Origin of the sequence: Erwinia sp. ErVv1, assembly GCF_900068895.1 — a bacterium.
GTDB lineage: Bacteria > Pseudomonadota > Gammaproteobacteria > Enterobacterales > Enterobacteriaceae > Erwinia.
In genome coordinates, this window is the sequence record NZ_CDPK01000005.1 from 212,808 (window position 1) to 228,597 (window position 15,790).

General features: G+C 51.6%; 15 protein-coding genes. 3 read left to right on the top strand and 12 right to left on the bottom strand.

All coding sequences use genetic code 11. The features are described from left to right. Nucleotides 1–9: 9 nt before the first annotated feature. Both ispA and xseB read right to left on the bottom strand, forming a co-directional pair. Complete coding sequence (gene ispA / locus A1830_RS09720; RefSeq protein WP_067705227.1) at nucleotides 10–909, bottom strand: (2E,6E)-farnesyl diphosphate synthase; 900 nt, start codon at nucleotides 907–909, stop codon at nucleotides 10–12. After that, the gene (gene xseB / locus A1830_RS09725; protein ID WP_067705568.1) at nucleotides 909–1,151 is read right to left on the bottom strand and encodes an exodeoxyribonuclease VII small subunit; all 243 of its coding nucleotides are present in this window, start codon (nucleotides 1,149–1,151) and stop codon (nucleotides 909–911) included. The genes ispA and xseB overlap by 1 nt, the downstream gene beginning before the upstream one ends. Before the next feature lie 230 nt (nucleotides 1,152–1,381). Between xseB and thiI the strand changes: the two genes are divergently transcribed. Beyond that, nucleotides 1,382–2,830 carry a tRNA uracil 4-sulfurtransferase ThiI gene (gene thiI, locus A1830_RS09730; RefSeq protein ID WP_067705569.1) on the top strand — a complete coding sequence of 483 codons (1,449 nt, stop codon included), beginning with the start codon at nucleotides 1,382–1,384 and terminating at the stop codon, nucleotides 2,828–2,830. Nucleotides 2,831–2,920: 90 nt separating this feature from the next. Here the strand turns inward: thiI and A1830_RS09735 are convergent, their stop codons facing one another. Then, nucleotides 2,921–3,460 carry a DUF2514 family protein gene (locus A1830_RS09735; protein ID WP_067705229.1) on the bottom strand — a complete coding sequence of 180 codons (540 nt, stop codon included), beginning with the start codon at nucleotides 3,458–3,460 and terminating at the stop codon, nucleotides 2,921–2,923. A gap of 724 nt (nucleotides 3,461–4,184) precedes the next feature. Between A1830_RS09735 and A1830_RS09740 the strand changes: the two genes are divergently transcribed. After that, nucleotides 4,185–4,982 carry a LysR family transcriptional regulator gene (locus A1830_RS09740; protein WP_067705231.1) on the top strand — a complete coding sequence of 266 codons (798 nt, stop codon included), beginning with the start codon at nucleotides 4,185–4,187 and terminating at the stop codon, nucleotides 4,980–4,982. 261 nt (nucleotides 4,983–5,243) lie between these two features. On the opposite strand, the gene yajL is transcribed toward A1830_RS09740, so the two are convergent. Then, the gene (yajL, locus tag A1830_RS09745; RefSeq protein ID WP_067705233.1) at nucleotides 5,244–5,849 is read right to left on the bottom strand and encodes a protein deglycase YajL; all 606 of its coding nucleotides are present in this window, start codon (nucleotides 5,847–5,849) and stop codon (nucleotides 5,244–5,246) included. Further along, nucleotides 5,803–6,723: a 2-dehydropantoate 2-reductase gene (panE, locus tag A1830_RS09750; RefSeq protein WP_067705235.1), complete on the bottom strand. Its 921-nt coding sequence runs from the start codon at nucleotides 6,721–6,723 to the stop codon at nucleotides 5,803–5,805. Before panE ends, yajL begins: the two co-directional genes overlap by 47 nt. Nucleotides 6,724–6,908: 185 nt before the next feature. Between panE and A1830_RS09755 the strand changes: the two genes are divergently transcribed. Continuing rightward, entirely contained in the window at nucleotides 6,909–7,400 is a 492-nt protein-coding gene (locus A1830_RS09755) for a YajQ family cyclic di-GMP-binding protein (protein WP_067705237.1), read from the top strand. 69 nt (nucleotides 7,401–7,469) lie between these two features. On the opposite strand, the gene A1830_RS09760 is transcribed toward A1830_RS09755, so the two are convergent. The 7 genes from A1830_RS09760 to ampG all read right to left on the bottom strand — a co-directional run bounded on the left by A1830_RS09760 (nucleotide 7,470) and on the right by ampG (nucleotide 15,765). After that, nucleotides 7,470–8,834, bottom strand: a complete 1,365-nt coding sequence (locus A1830_RS09760; protein WP_067705239.1) for an MFS transporter — start codon at nucleotides 8,832–8,834, stop codon at nucleotides 7,470–7,472. Nucleotides 8,835–9,014: 180 nt separating this feature from the next. Continuing rightward, the gene (cyoE, locus tag A1830_RS09765) at nucleotides 9,015–9,902 is read right to left on the bottom strand and encodes a heme o synthase (RefSeq protein WP_067705241.1); all 888 of its coding nucleotides are present in this window, start codon (nucleotides 9,900–9,902) and stop codon (nucleotides 9,015–9,017) included. A 13-nt stretch (nucleotides 9,903–9,915) separates the two neighbouring features. Further along, nucleotides 9,916–10,245, bottom strand: coding sequence for a cytochrome o ubiquinol oxidase subunit IV (locus A1830_RS09770; RefSeq protein WP_067705243.1), 330 nt, complete (start codon nucleotides 10,243–10,245; stop codon nucleotides 9,916–9,918). Further along, complete coding sequence (locus A1830_RS09775) at nucleotides 10,245–10,859, bottom strand: cytochrome o ubiquinol oxidase subunit III (RefSeq protein WP_067705245.1); 615 nt, start codon at nucleotides 10,857–10,859, stop codon at nucleotides 10,245–10,247. Before A1830_RS09775 ends, A1830_RS09770 begins: the two co-directional genes overlap by 1 nt. Then, nucleotides 10,849–12,840 (bottom strand): cytochrome o ubiquinol oxidase subunit I, encoded by a 1,992-nt coding sequence (gene cyoB / locus A1830_RS09780; RefSeq protein ID WP_067705247.1) that lies wholly within the window; start codon nucleotides 12,838–12,840, stop codon nucleotides 10,849–10,851. Before cyoB ends, A1830_RS09775 begins: the two co-directional genes overlap by 11 nt. A 4-nt stretch (nucleotides 12,841–12,844) precedes the next feature. Continuing rightward, on the bottom strand, nucleotides 12,845–13,771 hold the full coding sequence (gene cyoA / locus A1830_RS09785; protein WP_067705249.1) for a cytochrome o ubiquinol oxidase subunit II: 927 nt from the start codon (nucleotides 13,769–13,771) through the stop codon (nucleotides 12,845–12,847). A 512-nt stretch (nucleotides 13,772–14,283) separates the two neighbouring features. After that, nucleotides 14,284–15,765: a muropeptide MFS transporter AmpG gene (gene ampG, locus A1830_RS09790; RefSeq protein WP_067705251.1), complete on the bottom strand. Its 1,482-nt coding sequence runs from the start codon at nucleotides 15,763–15,765 to the stop codon at nucleotides 14,284–14,286. Between the last annotated feature and the right edge of the window lie 25 nt (nucleotides 15,766–15,790).

The window sequence follows — 15,790 nt, forward strand, 5'->3', positions numbered from 1 at the left end:
TTGTAGAGGTTATTTGTCGCGTTCAATTATGTAACTTGCCAGCGCCTGGAGTGAGGTTGTGTTACAGGATTGCGCCGCCAGAACGTCTAATGCGCTGAGGGATTCCTGATAGAGATCCCGCGCCTTCTGCCGCGCGCCGTCAAGCCCCAGCAGAGCAGGGTAGGTACTTTTTCCCAGGTCCTGATCGGCCCCCTGACGTTTCCCAATGATGGCCGTATCACCGACCACATCCAGAATATCGTCCTGCACCTGAAACGCCAGGCCAATAGCGCTGGCATAGCGGTCGAGCGCTGGCAGCGCCTGGCGGCCGCGTTCACCGGCCGCCAGTGCGCCGAGACGTACGGCTGAGCGAATAAGTGCGCCCGTCTTATGACGGTGTATTTGCTCCAGCGCTGCCAGATCTGTCTGCTGACCTTCAGCCGCTAAATCCAGCGCCTGGCCGCCGCACATACCGGCTACGCCACTGGCGTGGGCAAGTTCTGAAATCATCGCAATCCTGTTTGCGTCAGGGACGCCCGGCATTGGCGTATCGGCAAGTATAGTAAAGGCCAGCGTTTGCAGGGCATCGCCCGCTAAAATAGCCGTGTCTTCACCAAATTTAATATGGCAGGTTGGCTGCCCACGGCGCAGGCTGTCGTCATCCATAGCGGGTAAGTCATCGTGAATCAGCGAATAGGCGTGGATGCACTCTATCGCCGCGGCAGGTGCGTCCAGCGCCTCACCGTTGGCCAGCAGCATTTCACCGGTGGCATACACCAGGAAAGGACGTATGCGCTTGCCGCCTAATAATGCACCATATTCCATGGCATTCACCAGAGGAGAACTCTGAAAGGGCAGCGGCGAAATAAAGCGCTGTAGCGCCTGGTTTACGCGTGCGTGATGCGCCGTCAGGAGAGCAGCGAAATCCATCAGTCATTTTCCGGTGTGAAAGGCGTTAATTCGGCGTCCTTATCATCACTGAGCAGGATCTGCACGCGCTGTTCGGCCTGTTGCAGCGTTTGCTGCCCCGCGCGCGCCAGCTGGACGCCACGCTCGAATTCGGTCAGCGCCTCTTCCAGTGGAAGCTCACCGCTTTCAAGGCGTGAGACAATGTGTTCCAGCTGCGTAAGCGAGGTTTCAAAGCTGGCTGGCTGTTCGGCTTTTTTTGGCATAATGGCTTTCGACCCGGTCGTTTTGTTGACGTGGAAGTCGCTCATGTTAGCCGACTGGAAATGATTAGCAAAATAATGATCCTGTTAACGGATGAAGAAGCGGTCGGTTAACGGATGTGGTAGACTGCCGTCCTGGATGTAAAGGGCGCAAGCTGCTTTGCAATACGATGATTTTATCAGCTAAGTGCGTACGCTTTCAGCACTTAATTGCCCAACGAACCCATGCCGCCATGAAGTTTATCATTAAGCTGTTCCCCGAAATTACCATCAAAAGTCAGTCTGTTCGCCTGCGATTTATCAAAATTTTGACCACGAACATCCGTAACGTGCTGAAACAGAGCGATGAGACGCTTGCCGTCGTTCGCCACTGGGACCATATCGAGGTTCGCTCCAAGGATGAGAGCAAGCGCGCCGTCATTATTGATGAGCTGACGCGTATCCCCGGTATTCATCATGTTCTGTCGGTTGAAGATCGTCCCTGGACCGATATGCACCATATTTTCGAGCAGACGCTCGAGCTGAACCGTGAGCGGGTGGAGGGTAAGACCTTTGCCGTACGCGTTAAGCGTCGTGGCAAGCATGATTTCAGCTCCCAGGACGTTGAGCGTTATGTGGGCGGCGGTCTGAATCAGCACGTTGCCTCTGCGCAGGTGAAGCTTAACCATCCGCAGGTAACGGTCAATCTTGAGATCGAAGACGATCGCCTGATGCTGATTACCGCCCGGCATGAAGGTATCGGTGGCTTCCCGATTGGTACGCAGGAAGATGTACTGTCGCTGATCTCCGGTGGATTCGATTCCGGCGTATCCAGCTATATGCTGATGCGTCGCGGATGCCGCGTACATTACTGCTTCTTTAATCTGGGCGGTGCAGCGCATGAAATTGGTGTCCGTCAGGTGGCGCACTATCTGTGGAACCGCTATGGTCGATCGCATAAGGTGCGCTTTGTCGCCATCAACTTTGAGCCGGTGGTGGGTGAAATCCTCGAAAAAGTTGAGGATGGTCAGATGGGCGTGGTGCTTAAGCGCATGATGGTTCGTGCGGCCTCTAAGATAGCGGAGCGTTATGACGTTCAGGCGCTGGTCACGGGTGAAGCACTGGGCCAGGTGTCCAGCCAAACCCTGACTAATCTGCGGCTGATTGATAATGCTTCAGACACGCTGATCCTGCGGCCGCTGATTTCCCATGATAAGGAACACATCATCAATCTGGCCCGTGAAATTGGTACCGAGGATTTTGCCCGGACCATGCCGGAGTATTGTGGCGTCATTTCAAAAAGCCCGACGGTAAAAGCGGTGAAAGCAAAAATTGAAGCCGAAGAGCAAAATTTTGACTTCGCCCTCCTTGACAGGGTGGTGGCTGAAGCAACCAACGTTGATATCCGGCAAATTGCGGAAGAGACCCAGCAGGAAGTGGTAGACGTTGAAACCGTGATCTCCTTTAGCAACAATGATGTGGTGCTGGATATCCGCTCTCCCGACGAGCAGGACAGCCATCCCCTTATGCTGGAAGGCGCGGAGGTTAAATGCCTGCCGTTCTACAAACTCAGCACGCAGTTTGGCGATCTGGATCAGAACAAAACCTGGCTTCTCTACTGCGATCGTGGCGTGATGAGCCGCCTGCAGGCGCTCTATCTGCACGAGCAGGGGTTTACTAATGTGAAGGTTTACAGACCTTAACCACAAAACGCGGATGGCTGCATTATGCAGCCATCCTGCGCCTGAAGCCTGGCTGCCCTTCAATGGCCATACGACATAGTTCTCACCGCCTCAGGGCGCCTGTTCTACTGTTTTGTCCCAGATTCTTTCACAGGCTGCGCCTCGTATAGCTGACTGGTCAGCATAGTTTGCCAGCGCTCTATTGCGCTCGACAGATTCTTCGAGCAGCTGGGCAAGCAAAAGGGAGGAGCGGGTCTCTGTCTGGCATTTTCCGGCAGCGGGGGCATTCTGGCGGGCATGACCGGCGATAAGCTGCTTATGTAGTTTACCGATGGTGTGCTGCAACTGCTCAGCAGAAGACTTAGCATTAACGGTCTCAGCATGCGCCTGTTCAAGCTGTTTGCTGGCATTATCGTTTACCTGGCCGATGATAGTCTGACGGGCAAATTCTTTACTGCGCTCTGCCGCCTCTTGTTGTGCCCTGGCACGCAACTCTGCCAGATCCCTCTCGTGCCATTTACCCGTCCACTCCCTCTCTGAGGCACGAAACCCTGAGTAATAAATGCCCGCGCCAACGCCAAGGAATAATAAAATAATAGATACAGGTTTCCAGTAATTAATGGCCAGGTTGATTGCTTTCATTATTGCCATTTTAAATCCCCTGGCTTAGCGATGCCGTCATTCACAATTTCCTGACAGCGTGCGCCACTCCGTTGATGAAGGTTTGCTGGCATGAAGACACTTTTATTATAACGATTTGTTGTCGAACCAGGGGCCTCTGGAATAATTATTTTTTAATGTAAAAAGCACACTGTGTAATTTTTTAAAAACAACGCGTGTTTTTTTAATAGGATGTTGACTAAAGAATAATAATGGATGGCCTTTTATTATGCTTTTTTTTGGCTGCGCCATGGCCCTGATTTCTACAGGTCGGCATGCGGCCAACTCTCATCATGTTCGCATAAGCCATATACATTTAATGCTTTGATTTTAAGTGATTATTTCACCATTAACTGGAACTAATAATCACCTTCCGACACTTAATGTGGTTAAGAAGTGAACATGCTTTTTAAAAATTGATTTTTAGGAAATAGAAATTGATTCGTAAAAAAGCTGAAAGTTACTTAATTATTCCTTATTTTTAATTGGCGAAGTAAATGATTTTCTTCTCTGAATTTAGGGTGAGTTTTTATTTAATTTTTAATTAATGTAAATAAAACTCATCAGTGCCATAGGTTTCGAAATTTTTTCCGCATTGGATCTTATTATCTTTACCTTTTTGGACACGTGAAGAATGTTTTAGTTTAGAATTAATGGCTCTAACGATCAGGACTTTATCTGAATGGCATTTCTCCCTGAATAAAAGGACAGGCGCATGTTTATAAGTAAATCTATGCAGGTTTTTATCACATTATACAGGCAGAAAAACCTTAAGCAGGCGGCCGACCAGCTCTGCCTCACCGTGCCGCCTGTCTCGCGTATGTTAAAAAACACCGAGGAGTGGCTTGGGGTTAAGTTATTTATAATCGAACGTAATAAAGCCATCCCTACGCCTGCGGCAGAAGCGCTTTATAAAAAACTGATGCCACACTATTCGCTGCTTAATGAGATACTGAATGATAACAAAAATCATCAGTTTACCATTTCATCATCGCTGACACATTCCTCCTTCTTCAGCTATGTCATGCAGCCCTTTATAAAAAAACTGTCCACTATGCCCAGGGTGAAATTTTCCAGTCGTATTTATCACGAGGATGATGTTTATGTTTCTTTCTGCCAGATGCAGAGTTCAGATGATTTTTTACTGCATCATTTTATTCTTCCCTGCGTCGTCTGCTGTACGCCTTCCGTGCGGGAAGGGTGGAAGCAGCTGGATTTAGTGGTGGATCATAGTTTGCTGGATACCGACGAGTTTCAGAACATCGTTCTTGTTCTGCGCAATGAGGGATTTGAAGGTAAAATAAAACAGATTGATAATGCGGATCTTCAGCTCCTGCAGTTCAAACAGGGTGAGTGCATTATGCTGAACGTAAATGCCACGCATCCCGATGCAGAAACCATCCTGCCGTTTAACTTTTCACTCTCGCTTTATATTTATATCAATCAGGCCAGAAAAATGCCCAGTTCGGAACTTATGCTGGATTACCTATCCCATGAGATCGTAGGGCTTTAAGGTTTATCAATGGTTATTTCTTAAAGAAACTACAGAGTGATAAAAATGAAAAGACCAGGTTAAGCACCGCGAAATGGAGTATTACTCGACCTTTTTATCAACCGCAGCTTAGCGGTTGATGTCATTTGGGGCGATTCAGGTTGGCAATGCCTCAGGGCGAGGCTGTTATTTTCAGGACGCTTATTACGCCTTTTTCACCTTGCCTGTTTCCTGGCCAGCTAACCCTGGCCTTACTCTGACAGCGTGACTTCACCTCAAAGCTTAGGCTTCCCAGTCGCGGTAGTCGTAAATGCCAGCGGCCAGCACCAGTTGTCCAGCCACCTCCTGTGCCTTATCCTTACCGACCAGCAGGTCAATAAGCTTCAACGCAAAATCTATCGTGGTACCCGGCCCCTGGCTGGTCAGTAAATTAACTCGCGGGTCCCAGACAACGCGTTTATCCACCCATTTCTCTTCAGGGATAGCTGCCTTCAGACCCGGCGAGCCGGTCATATTACCCACCGGAAACAGATTGTGGGGAATCAGTACGGTGCCGGGCGCCGCGCAAATGGCGGCAACAATGCGCCCGGAAAGATGAAACTGACGAACGGTTTCGACCACCAGGGGACTGTCGCGAAACGCTTCAGCACCCCGCAGGCCGCCCGGCAGAACGACAGCGGCAAAATCGTTGTCAGCAACCTCTACTAAGGGGGCATCGGCCAGTAGTCGCACTCCGCGGGAGCAGACGATTTCTTTGCTCCCCTCATCCGTGACGCTGGCAGTGGTGACGCTAATCCCGCCGCGGACCAGTAAATCAATGGTGGTAACAGCTTCAGTTTCCTCACTGCCAGGTGCCAGGCAGACCAGTACCGATACGTTCGCGGTCATAATTTTGCTCCTTTCGTTTCACTATTTCATAAAGTCGGCTGTTTTGTGGCGTAGACAGGCCCTGTGCACGTGCGCGACGGATAATGTAACCGGTAATGTATTCAATCTCAGTACGGCGTTCGGCCCGGATATCCTGTAGCATGGAACAGGTATTTGCTGCCGTGCTGTGAATCACATCCATCACCACGGCGAGCAGCGACGCTGTCGAGGTGTGCTGGCCTTCACGCGCCATGACCATGGCTAATTCATCGCAGAGGACGGTAATTTCGTCACCATAGTTTACCAGCTCACCGTTGGTACAGTCGTACAGTACAGCCAGCGGGTTGATCACGCAGTTGACCGCCAGCTTTTGCCAGGCGGCAGAGGCCACGTTATTGTGCCAGGCAACGTCGGGCAGGGCATGATGTAGCGTCTCGGCAAGGCCGCTAAACTCTGCCGCTTCGGGAGACGTGGGGCCAATATGTGTCACCCCGGAAGCCACGTGAATCACTCTGCTGCCGTCACGTTTGGCTGCGTGAGTCGTTACTCCCCGCAGGAGCGGTTGTCGTAGCGCACTGAGCTCTTCCAGCGTGCCCATGCCATTGTGCAGCAGCAGGATTGGGCACGATCCCCGTAGCGCAGGCTGTAAATTTTTAACCGCTTCTGAAACCTGCCAGGCTTTAAGCGTAACCAGCAGCAGACTGCTTTCTGACAGAAACGCGGCGTCGTTAGCAAGGTAGCGTTTACCGATCGTCTCCCCTGCAAGCGTAACAACGTCAACAGAACAGTGAGACTGCGGCACACGCAGCCATCCCTGCACCTCATGTCCCTGCTGGTCGAGGGCTGCAAGCCAGATCTGCCCTAACGCGCCGCACCCCAATACGGTTATTTTCATTAATCCTCCCCGCCTGCGGATGGTATTCAGTGATGCTGGGTTATGGTAGTCAGCCAGCCAGGCCAAAAATTACCACCAGGCACACTGCGTGTAACTCCCCCTGGTATAGCTTTCGACAGCGGTGGTTTTTTTACCGTGGCGAAGTGGGTATTATGCACGTCACTTTAGATTCAGGAGAATACATCATGCCATCTTTCGATATCGTTTCAGAAATTGACATGCAGGAAGTCCGAAATGCCGTTGAGAATGCTAACCGTGAGATCTCAACGCGCTTTGATTTTCGCAATGTCACGGCCAGCTACGAGCTTAACGAGAAAAACGAGTCCATTAAGGTGCTGAGCGAATCTGACTTTCAGGTTAAACAGCTGGTGGATATCCTGCGCGAGAAATTATTAAAGCGCGGTATTGAAGGTGCAGCGCTGGAGGTGCCAGAAGAAATTGAGCACAGCGGCAAAAGCTGGACCGTCGAGGCCAAAATGAAGCAGGGTATTCCGACAGACGTGGCTAAGAAGCTTGTTAAGCTGATTAAAGACAGCAAGATAAAGGTGCAGTCGCAGATTCAGGGAGAAGAAGTGCGGGTTAACGGCAAATCTCGCGACGATCTGCAAAGTGCGATGGCGTTGGTTCGTGGGGGGAATTTAGGTCAGCCCTTCCAGTTTAAAAACTTCCGCGATTAAACCTTCGTGGAGCGCCTATGCGGAGAATCGCTCTCCGCATAGGATATTCATTTTACAGCAGCAAACCCTTCAGGCCGAGGCGACCAGGGCTTCAAGCTCCACGCGGCTGGTCACTTTACTGTCAATTTTCACGTAGGCACTTTTCTCCTCCGGAACAATAAACACCGCCGCGACGCCGGGCTGGGCCTTTAAGCGTTTTTCCAGCTTTGCGCTGTCCTGATGATGATCGCCCAGCATAATGCGCAGGCTACTGACATAAGGTGGCTCTTTCATCGTACAGCTGACTAACAGCCAGACTGCCGCCACCATCGCGCCGACAAGAAACACCGTCTGGGCATCAAAATGGCCAAACAGCCAGCCACCCAGGCTACCGCCGATGGCAACGCCGATAAACTGGCTGGTTGAATACAGCCCCATCGCCGTGCCTTTATAGCCAGGGGGGGACTCTTTGCTGACCAGCGAGGGGAGGATAGCTTCCATCAGATTGAATCCGATAAAGAACAGCTGTACGCCGACCACCAGGGTCCAGAAATGCGCACCGGCACCCCACAGCACAATTTCGGCAATCAGCATCAGCGCGACACAGCAGATAAATACCCGCTTCATACGGCGCTTCACTTCGGCATAAATAATAAAAGGAATAACGCTGCAAAAGGCGATCAACATTGTCACCAGGTAGACTTTCCAATGCTGTTCAGCAGGGAATCCTGCCTGCTCAAACTCGCCCGGCAGCGCGACAAAGCTCGACATCAGCAGGATATGCAGACACAAAATGCCAAAGTTAAGCTTGACCAGCCGACCGTTGGATAACACATCACGAAAGCTCCCCTTAACCATCCCCGACTCACGGTTGAGAATATGCACCGGGGTGGAAGGGACCACCAGCAGGGTGATGATAATGCCGCCCGTAGCCAGCAGGGCAATCATCCAGAACAGCGCATGCAGACCCAGCGCGTGCGTAATAATGGGTCCCAGCACCATCGCAATGGCGAAGGTCACACCGAAGCTGATGCCAATAAACGCCATCGCCTTGGTCCGGTTTTGTTCACGGGTGAGGTCAGAGAGTAACGCCATCACCGCTGCGGCAATCGCCCCCGAACCCTGTAGCGCACGCCCCAGGATAACGCCCCAGATGGACGTGGTGCAGGCGGCAATCACGCTACCGAGGACAAATATCAGCAATCCGCCGACAATTAACGGTTTGCGGCCGATGCGATCGGACAGCAGTCCGAAGGGGATTTGAAAAATGGCCTGCGCCAGACCGTAGATACCGATAGCGAGTCCAATCAGTGCCTCGCTTGCTCCCTGGAGTGCCATCCCGTACGTGGTCAGAACGGGTAACACCATAAACATTCCCAGCATTCGCAGGGAAAATACCGTGCCTAAACCCCATGTCGCGCGCAGCTCGACTGGAGTCATTTTATTATCGTTCATTACTACCTCAGTTTATCTGGTCGACATATTTTAGGCGGCGGGGCAGGGCGGGTAAAACGATACTTCATGCGAAGTCGTAACAAAAAGAAAGGGCGTGCGATACCCTGGGTAGTTAGCGCTGTAGCTGCTACAGCGCCAGTTACTTCAGGTATCGTCACGCCCCTGACGATCGGAGTAGTGTTACCAGACGTATGTCAGCAGATCCTTTGAAGCCGGCGTCATGAAGTCGACCGACATCATCACGCTAAGTGCTGTAATCGCCACGATGGAGAAGACAAACAGCTTACGCGCCCAGACGCGATCGTTCTGCGTCTTGTAGCCCGAAAGTGCCATCCCCAACCACCACACGCTTACGGCAGCAGCCACAACCAGATATTTGTAGCCTGCATAGCCCACCAGCGTCAGCATCAGCGTGGCAACCATAAAGGCGATGATGTACACCGTAATATGGTTTTTTGCCACAGAGATACCTTTTACCACCGGCAGAACCGGGATATTCGCTGCCTGGTAATCTTTAAAGCGGAAGATGGCAATCGCATAGGAGTGCGGCATCTGCCACAGGCTAAAGATAGCCAGTAGGATCAGCGCGCCTGCATCAAAATGGCTGGTTACCGCGCAGTAGCCAATGACCGGTGGCGCGGCGCCAGAGAGACTGCCAATTAAGGTGCCATAGACGGATTTGCGCTTCATATACAGGCTATAGACGCCGACATAAACCACAAAGCCCATCACCGCCAGCCACATGGCCAGCGGGTTTGCTCCGAAATACAGCAACGCGAATCCAGCAATACCCAGAACGGTTGCATAAACCAGAGAGACAGTCGGAGAAATGAGGCCTTTAACCAGCACTCGATTTCTGGTTCTCTCCATTTTTACGTCGATGTCACGGTCGATAAAGTTGTTGTAAACACAACCCGATGCGACCACCAGCGAGACGCCGACTAAGGTGGAGAGAAACAGGGCATAGTCGATGCTGCCTTTAGAGGCCAGCAGGAATCCCCCGATGACAGAAATTAAATTCCCGAAAATAATTCCTGGTTTCGTTACTTGCAGGTATTGCTTAATCATCACAGGCAGCTCTTTAGTGGACCATCATGTTGTAATTGAGGTTCCACATAATCCATATAGAGCCCACTACAACAATTAGAATGATGACGGCGGAAAAGATAATCGCCACCAGATTCCAACGCTGATCGGTAGAGGTGCTGAGGTGCAGGAAGTAATAGAGATGCACCAGCACCTGAATGACTGCGGTGACAATCACAACGGCGAGAATAGTCGATTTAGCCGCGCCGCCGTGCATCACCATCCAGAATGGAATGGCAGTCAGGATGATCGACAGAACAAAGCCGATCATGTAGGTCTTCACGCTACCGTGGGAGGTACCATGATCGGTTAATGTCTTACTCATTACATGGCCCCCAGCAGATAAACGATGGTGAATACACAAATCCAGACCACGTCAAGGAAGTGCCAGAACATGCTCAGGCACATCACACGGGTATGGTTAGTGGATGTCAGGCCCTTGGTGGCAACCTGATACATCAGCACCAGCATCCAGATCAAACCAGACGTCACGTGCAGACCGTGAGTCCCGACCAGCGTAAAGAATGCTGACAGGAAGCCACTGCGCTGCGGACCGAAACCTTCGGTGATCAGATGGTGGAACTCATAGATTTCCATTGAGATAAAGCCCGCACCCAGCAGGAAGGTCAGCGCCAGCCAACCTAAAACGGTGGCTTTGGTGCCTTTTTCCATGCTGATAACGGCAAACCCGTAGGTAATGGAGCTGAACAGCAGCAGTGCTGTCTCGCCCAGTACGAAGGGTAACTCAAAGATATCTTTCCCTGCCGGGCCACCAGCCGTGCTGTTGACCATAACTGCATAGGTCGCAAACAGCGTTGCGAAGATAATGCAGTCACTCATCAGGTAGATCCAGAAGCCAAAGAGTTTATTGGCTCCTGCATCGTGATGCCCATGCTCCGCATGGGCGTCGTGGTGTTTAGTCAGAGTTTCAGTCGACATTTTTCAGACCTGCTTTGCTAATTTCGTCAAAGTGCTGATTCTCGATTTTTTCGATCTCGGCAACGGGAACGTAGTAATCCACGTCTTCGTCAAAGCTTTTGATGATCCAGGTTAAGATCATACCGAGGAACGATAAACCTACCAGCCACCAGATGTGCCAGATAGCGGAGAAACCAAACACCAGGCTGAATGCACCGATTACCACGCCAGCACCGCTGTTTTTCGGCATGTGGATTTCAGTGTAGTGAGCAGGCTGTTTATACGCTTCACCTTTTTCCTTCATTTCCCAGAACGCATCACGCTCATGGACAACAGGCACTTCGGCAAAGTTATAGAACGGTGGTGGTGAAGACGTTGACCATTCCAGCGTACGCGCACCCCATGGATCGCCAGTCAGGTCACGGTTCTGTTCACGGTCACGGACCGATACCCAGAACTGAGTTACCTGGCAGATCACGCCACAGGCAATCAGGGCAGCACCGAAGGCAGCAACGACCAGCAGTGAGTGGAAGCGTGGATCAATGTCCTGAGACAGACGACGCGTCATACCCATGAAGCCCAGTGCGTACAGCGGCATAAAGGCAACGAAGAAACCGATAATCCAGAACCAGAATGCACGGATACCCCATTTTTCGTTCAGGGTAAAGCCGAAGGCTTTCGGGAACCAGTAGGTCACACCTGCGAAGCAACCAAATACCACACCACCGATAATCACGTTATGGAAGTGAGCAATCAGGAACAGGCTGTTGTGCAGCACGAAGTCTGCGCCCGGCACCGCCAGCAGAACACCGGTCATACCGCCTACGGAGAAGGTGACCAGGAAGCCAACGGTCCACAACATAGCAGAGTGCATCTGAATGCGGCCCTGGTACATGGTGAATAGCCAGTTAAAGATTTTAACACCGGTCGGAATGGCGATAATCATCGTCATAATACCGAAGAAGGCGTTAACGTTCGCACCGGCACCCATGGTGAAGAAGTGGTGCAGCCACACGACAAAGGAGAGGATGGTGATAACAATCGTCGCCCAAACCAGTGAGGTGTAACCAAACAGACGCTTTTTAGAGAAGGTTGCGACCACTTCGGAGAACACACCGAAGACCGGCAGAACCAGGATGTACACTTCCGGATGACCCCAAACCCAAATCAGGTTGACGTACATCATCATGTTGCCGCCCATTTCATTGGTAAAGAAATGGAAGCCCAGGTAGCGATCCAGCGTCAGCAGCGCCAGCGTCACGGTAAGAACCGGGAAGGAGACGATGATCAGAACGTTAGTACAAAGCGACGCCCAGGTGAAAACCGGCATCTTGAACATGGTCATGCCAGGGGCACGCATTTTCAGGATAGTAACGAAGAAGTTAATCCCGGTTAATGTCGTACCAATCCCCGACAGCTGTAGACTCCATATCCAGTAGTCAACGCCGACCCCCGGACTGTATTCCGCGCCAGAGAGCGGCGGATAAGCCAGCCAGCCGGTCTGGGCAAATTCGCCCACACCCAGTGACAGGTTAACCAGTACCACACCCACAGCCGTGAACCAGAAGCTCAGGTTGTTCAGGAAAGGGAAGGCCACGTCGCGTGCACCAATCTGAAGCGGAACAGCAATGTTCATCAGACCGATAACAAACGGCATCGCTACGAAGAAGATCATGATCACGCCGTGGGCGGTGAAGATCTGATCGTAGTGATGGGGTGGCAGGAATCCGGCTTCACCTGCCGAGGCCAGCACCTGCTGGCTACGCATCATCACCGCATCGGCAAAGCCGCGCAGCAGCATAACGAATGCCACGATGATGTACATGATACCGAGTTTTTTATGGTCAACAGAAGTTAACCATTCGGACCACAGGTACTGCCACTTACCGAAGTAAGTGATTGCACCTGCAACGGCCAGACCACCAAGAATGATGGCGGCCACCGTAATCACGATAATCGGCTCGTGATACGGTACTGCATCAAGGGTTAATTTTCCCAACATCGTATTATTCCTCGGCTCCCGCGTGTGAGGCTTCGCTCATGTCCATACCTTCGTGTTCAGGCATGGCCATTTTCCCGTGGTTCATCTTGAATTTGCCAATAACCTGCTTGAACAATTCAGGATTTGCCGTCGAGAAGAACTCAACCGGATGATTTTCGCTTGGCGCAGCCAGTTTGTCGAAATCGTCCATCGTCATCAGGGTGTTTGGTGACTGTTTGGCTTTCGCTACCCACTGATCAAATGTTGCATTGTCAGGGGTGGCGATCGCTTTGAACTTCATACCAGAGAAGCCACGACCACTGAAGTTAGAGGAGATACCGTCAAACGTGCCGGGTTCATTCGCAATCAGATGTAATTTAGTCTGCATGCCCGCCATAGCGTAAATCTGGCTACCGAGGGTAGGAATGAAGAAGGAGTTCATAACGGAGTTAGATGTAATCTTAAAGCTCACAGGGGTGTTTGCCGGGAAGGCAATCTGGTTAACTGTTGCAATACCCTGTTCCGGGTAGATAAACAGCCATTTCCAGTCCAATGCAACCACATCGATCTCCACAGGCTTCACGTTAGAAACCAGCGGCTTACTTGGGTCAAGTGCATGGGTGGATTTCCACGTCAGCACGCCAAGGAAGACGATAATCAAAATGGGAATAGTCCAAACCACGGCTTCCACTTTATTCGAGTGTGACCAGTTAGGGCTGTATTTTGCATTGGTATTGGATGCCCGATATTTCCAGGCGAACACCACGGCCATTAAGACTGCTGGGATAACGACGATCATCATCAAGCCGAAAGCTGTCAGAATCAGCGAACGCTGGTCCATTGCAATCTGTCCTTTGGGATTCAACAATGCACTATCACAGCCACTTAACAATAAAGTGCCTGCAAACAGTGACAAAATCCCCAAACTTTTATTGTATTTCCTGAGTCTCATTTAACGACCTCAATGACAAGGGCTCTATTGTCGTTTAAGTGTGGCGGCATTTTACGGGAAGGTTTCAGTACTGTAAACCAGCAACATGTTGTGTCAGCGCCGTGTTGACACCATTTGCAAAGACTGTCACATATGTTGCCAAGGGTGACAAAATATTAAGGATAGCAGGGGTTTGCCGCTAATATAACAAAAATAGGTGGAAAATTTGTAAGGGGAAAGCGCATTGCTATAAATAGCGAGTTTATGACTCAAGTATTTAACATTCCGGCATCATTTTATTGATGTTATTAGGGCGATAATAATTACGCACCGTTTTTTAATACCGGTCAATAAAGGCGCTTAACGATGAGAATATTTTATGAAACTTATTAAAATCTGCCGGAAGCGTAGCCGCAAGGATGTTAAAAAAAAGGAGGCTTCTGAAGAAGCCTTCAGGATAAATCGGCACCACATATCCCGCGAATTTTAACACTTCTCACCGCTAAAGGCAGCGGCCACGTCCCGGGCAATAATTATCCCAGCGGGTAACTTTTACGCATGGCGATGAAGTCCAGCAGGCTTCCAGCCACCACGCCCAGCAGAGCGAAGGTCAGCCCGGCGATAAACAGCGTATTGATGACGGTACCCGCGTCAGCGAGGCCCGTTGACCTTAACGCCAGCAGCAGCAGCCAGGTGGCAATAAGCACCGCGCCCATCATCAATCCCCTTAGCGCCCAGCGGTATCCTTGTTTAAAGCTTACGCGTGGCAAAAACGTCTGATAATTTTGCGCATGTTCCAGCGTTTTACGGCAGCCCGCCAGCAGCAGCAGCCCCGGCAAGCCAGCAACGACGGAGAATGCGTAAAACGTGGGCCATCCCCAGGCTTCGACAAACCATCCCGCGACCGGGCCGACGTAGACCCGACCCACGGCAGACAGCGCCGAAAGCAGGGCAAACTGGGTGGCTGAAAACGATTTATTGCACAGCGTCATCAGCAGCGCCACGAAAGCAGCGGTGCCCATTCCCCCACAGATGTTCTCAACAAAGACGGCGGCGGCCATGCTATAGAGGTGTTTATCGGTTACCGACAGCGCCCAGTATGCGAGGTTGGAAACGGCCTGAAGGATGCCAAACAGCATCAGAGCACGGAAAAGGCTCAGTCGCTGCATCAGCATGCCGCCATAGAGTGCGCCGATAATGGTGGCGAGCAGACCGAGCGTTTTATTTACCAGCCCAACGTCGCCCGCATCGAATCCAACGCCGCGGATGAGGAAAATGGTGGTCAGGCTGGCGGCAAAGGCATCGCCAAGCTTATAAAGTACGATCAGTGAGAGGATAAGCCAGGCGTTATTCCGGTTAAAAAAGTCGCGCAGCGGGGCCACTACCGCCTCCTCAAGCGTATGCGGCCGGGCAATAATATCCGTTGGCTCCTTTGCTAACAGCGTGGCGATAACCCCGGGGATCATCATTGCCGCCATCAGCCACCAGATCGCCTGCCACCCCAGAAACCTGTCTGCCAGCCATAGCGCCAGCCCGCCCGAAACCAACATTGCCAGCCGATAGCCCAGAACGCTAATGGCCGCGCCACTGCCGCGCTCGGCGGGCGGCAGCACGTCCGTTTTCCACGCATCAAACACGATATCCTGGGACGCGGAGCAAAAAGCCACCACCACTGCCAGGGCGGCAAGCAGGGTGAGGTCGCGCGACGGCTGCATAAACCCCATTAGCGCAATGCCGAGGATTAACAGCAGCTGCGTGAGCAGCAGCCAGCCGCGACGGCGGCCCAGAAAAGAGGGGGTATAGCGGTCCATCAGCGGGGACCAGAGGAATTTAAAAACGTAAGCCTGACCTACCAGCGAAAAGAAACCGATGGTTTTAATATCGACGTTCTCAACGGCCATCCAGGCCTGAAGCGTACCTGAGGTGAGCGCCAGCGGCAGGCCGGATGAAAACCCCAGCAGCAGCAGAAGCGCCGCATTACGCTGAGTGAAAATTTGCAGATATTGGCTGGACATACAAACCCTAAAACGACGCCCGCCG

Bases quoted from the DNA above. Each gene is read 5' to 3' on its own strand.
- ispA (WP_067705227.1), bottom strand. From the start codon at position 909: ATGGATTTCGCTGCTCTCCTGACGGCGCATCACGCACGCGTAAACCAG.
- xseB (WP_067705568.1), bottom strand. From the start codon at position 1,151: ATGCCAAAAAAAGCCGAACAGCCAGCCAGCTTTGAAACCTCGCTTACG.
- thiI (WP_067705569.1), top strand. From the start codon at position 1,382: ATGAAGTTTATCATTAAGCTGTTCCCCGAAATTACCATCAAAAGTCAG.
- A1830_RS09735 (WP_067705229.1), bottom strand. From the start codon at position 3,460: ATGGCAATAATGAAAGCAATCAACCTGGCCATTAATTACTGGAAACCT.
- A1830_RS09740 (WP_067705231.1), top strand. From the start codon at position 4,185: ATGTTTATAAGTAAATCTATGCAGGTTTTTATCACATTATACAGGCAG.
- yajL (WP_067705233.1), bottom strand. From the start codon at position 5,849: ATGACCGCGAACGTATCGGTACTGGTCTGCCTGGCACCTGGCAGTGAG.
- panE (WP_067705235.1), bottom strand. From the start codon at position 6,723: ATGAAAATAACCGTATTGGGGTGCGGCGCGTTAGGGCAGATCTGGCTT.
- A1830_RS09755 (WP_067705237.1), top strand. From the start codon at position 6,909: ATGCCATCTTTCGATATCGTTTCAGAAATTGACATGCAGGAAGTCCGA.
- A1830_RS09760 (WP_067705239.1), bottom strand. From the start codon at position 8,834: ATGAACGATAATAAAATGACTCCAGTCGAGCTGCGCGCGACATGGGGT.
- cyoE (WP_067705241.1), bottom strand. From the start codon at position 9,902: ATGATTAAGCAATACCTGCAAGTAACGAAACCAGGAATTATTTTCGGG.
- A1830_RS09770 (WP_067705243.1), bottom strand. From the start codon at position 10,245: ATGAGTAAGACATTAACCGATCATGGTACCTCCCACGGTAGCGTGAAG.
- A1830_RS09775 (WP_067705245.1), bottom strand. From the start codon at position 10,859: ATGTCGACTGAAACTCTGACTAAACACCACGACGCCCATGCGGAGCAT.
- cyoB (WP_067705247.1), bottom strand. From the start codon at position 12,840: ATGTTGGGAAAATTAACCCTTGATGCAGTACCGTATCACGAGCCGATT.
- cyoA (WP_067705249.1), bottom strand. From the start codon at position 13,771: ATGAGACTCAGGAAATACAATAAAAGTTTGGGGATTTTGTCACTGTTT.
- ampG (WP_067705251.1), bottom strand. From the start codon at position 15,765: ATGTCCAGCCAATATCTGCAAATTTTCACTCAGCGTAATGCGGCGCTT.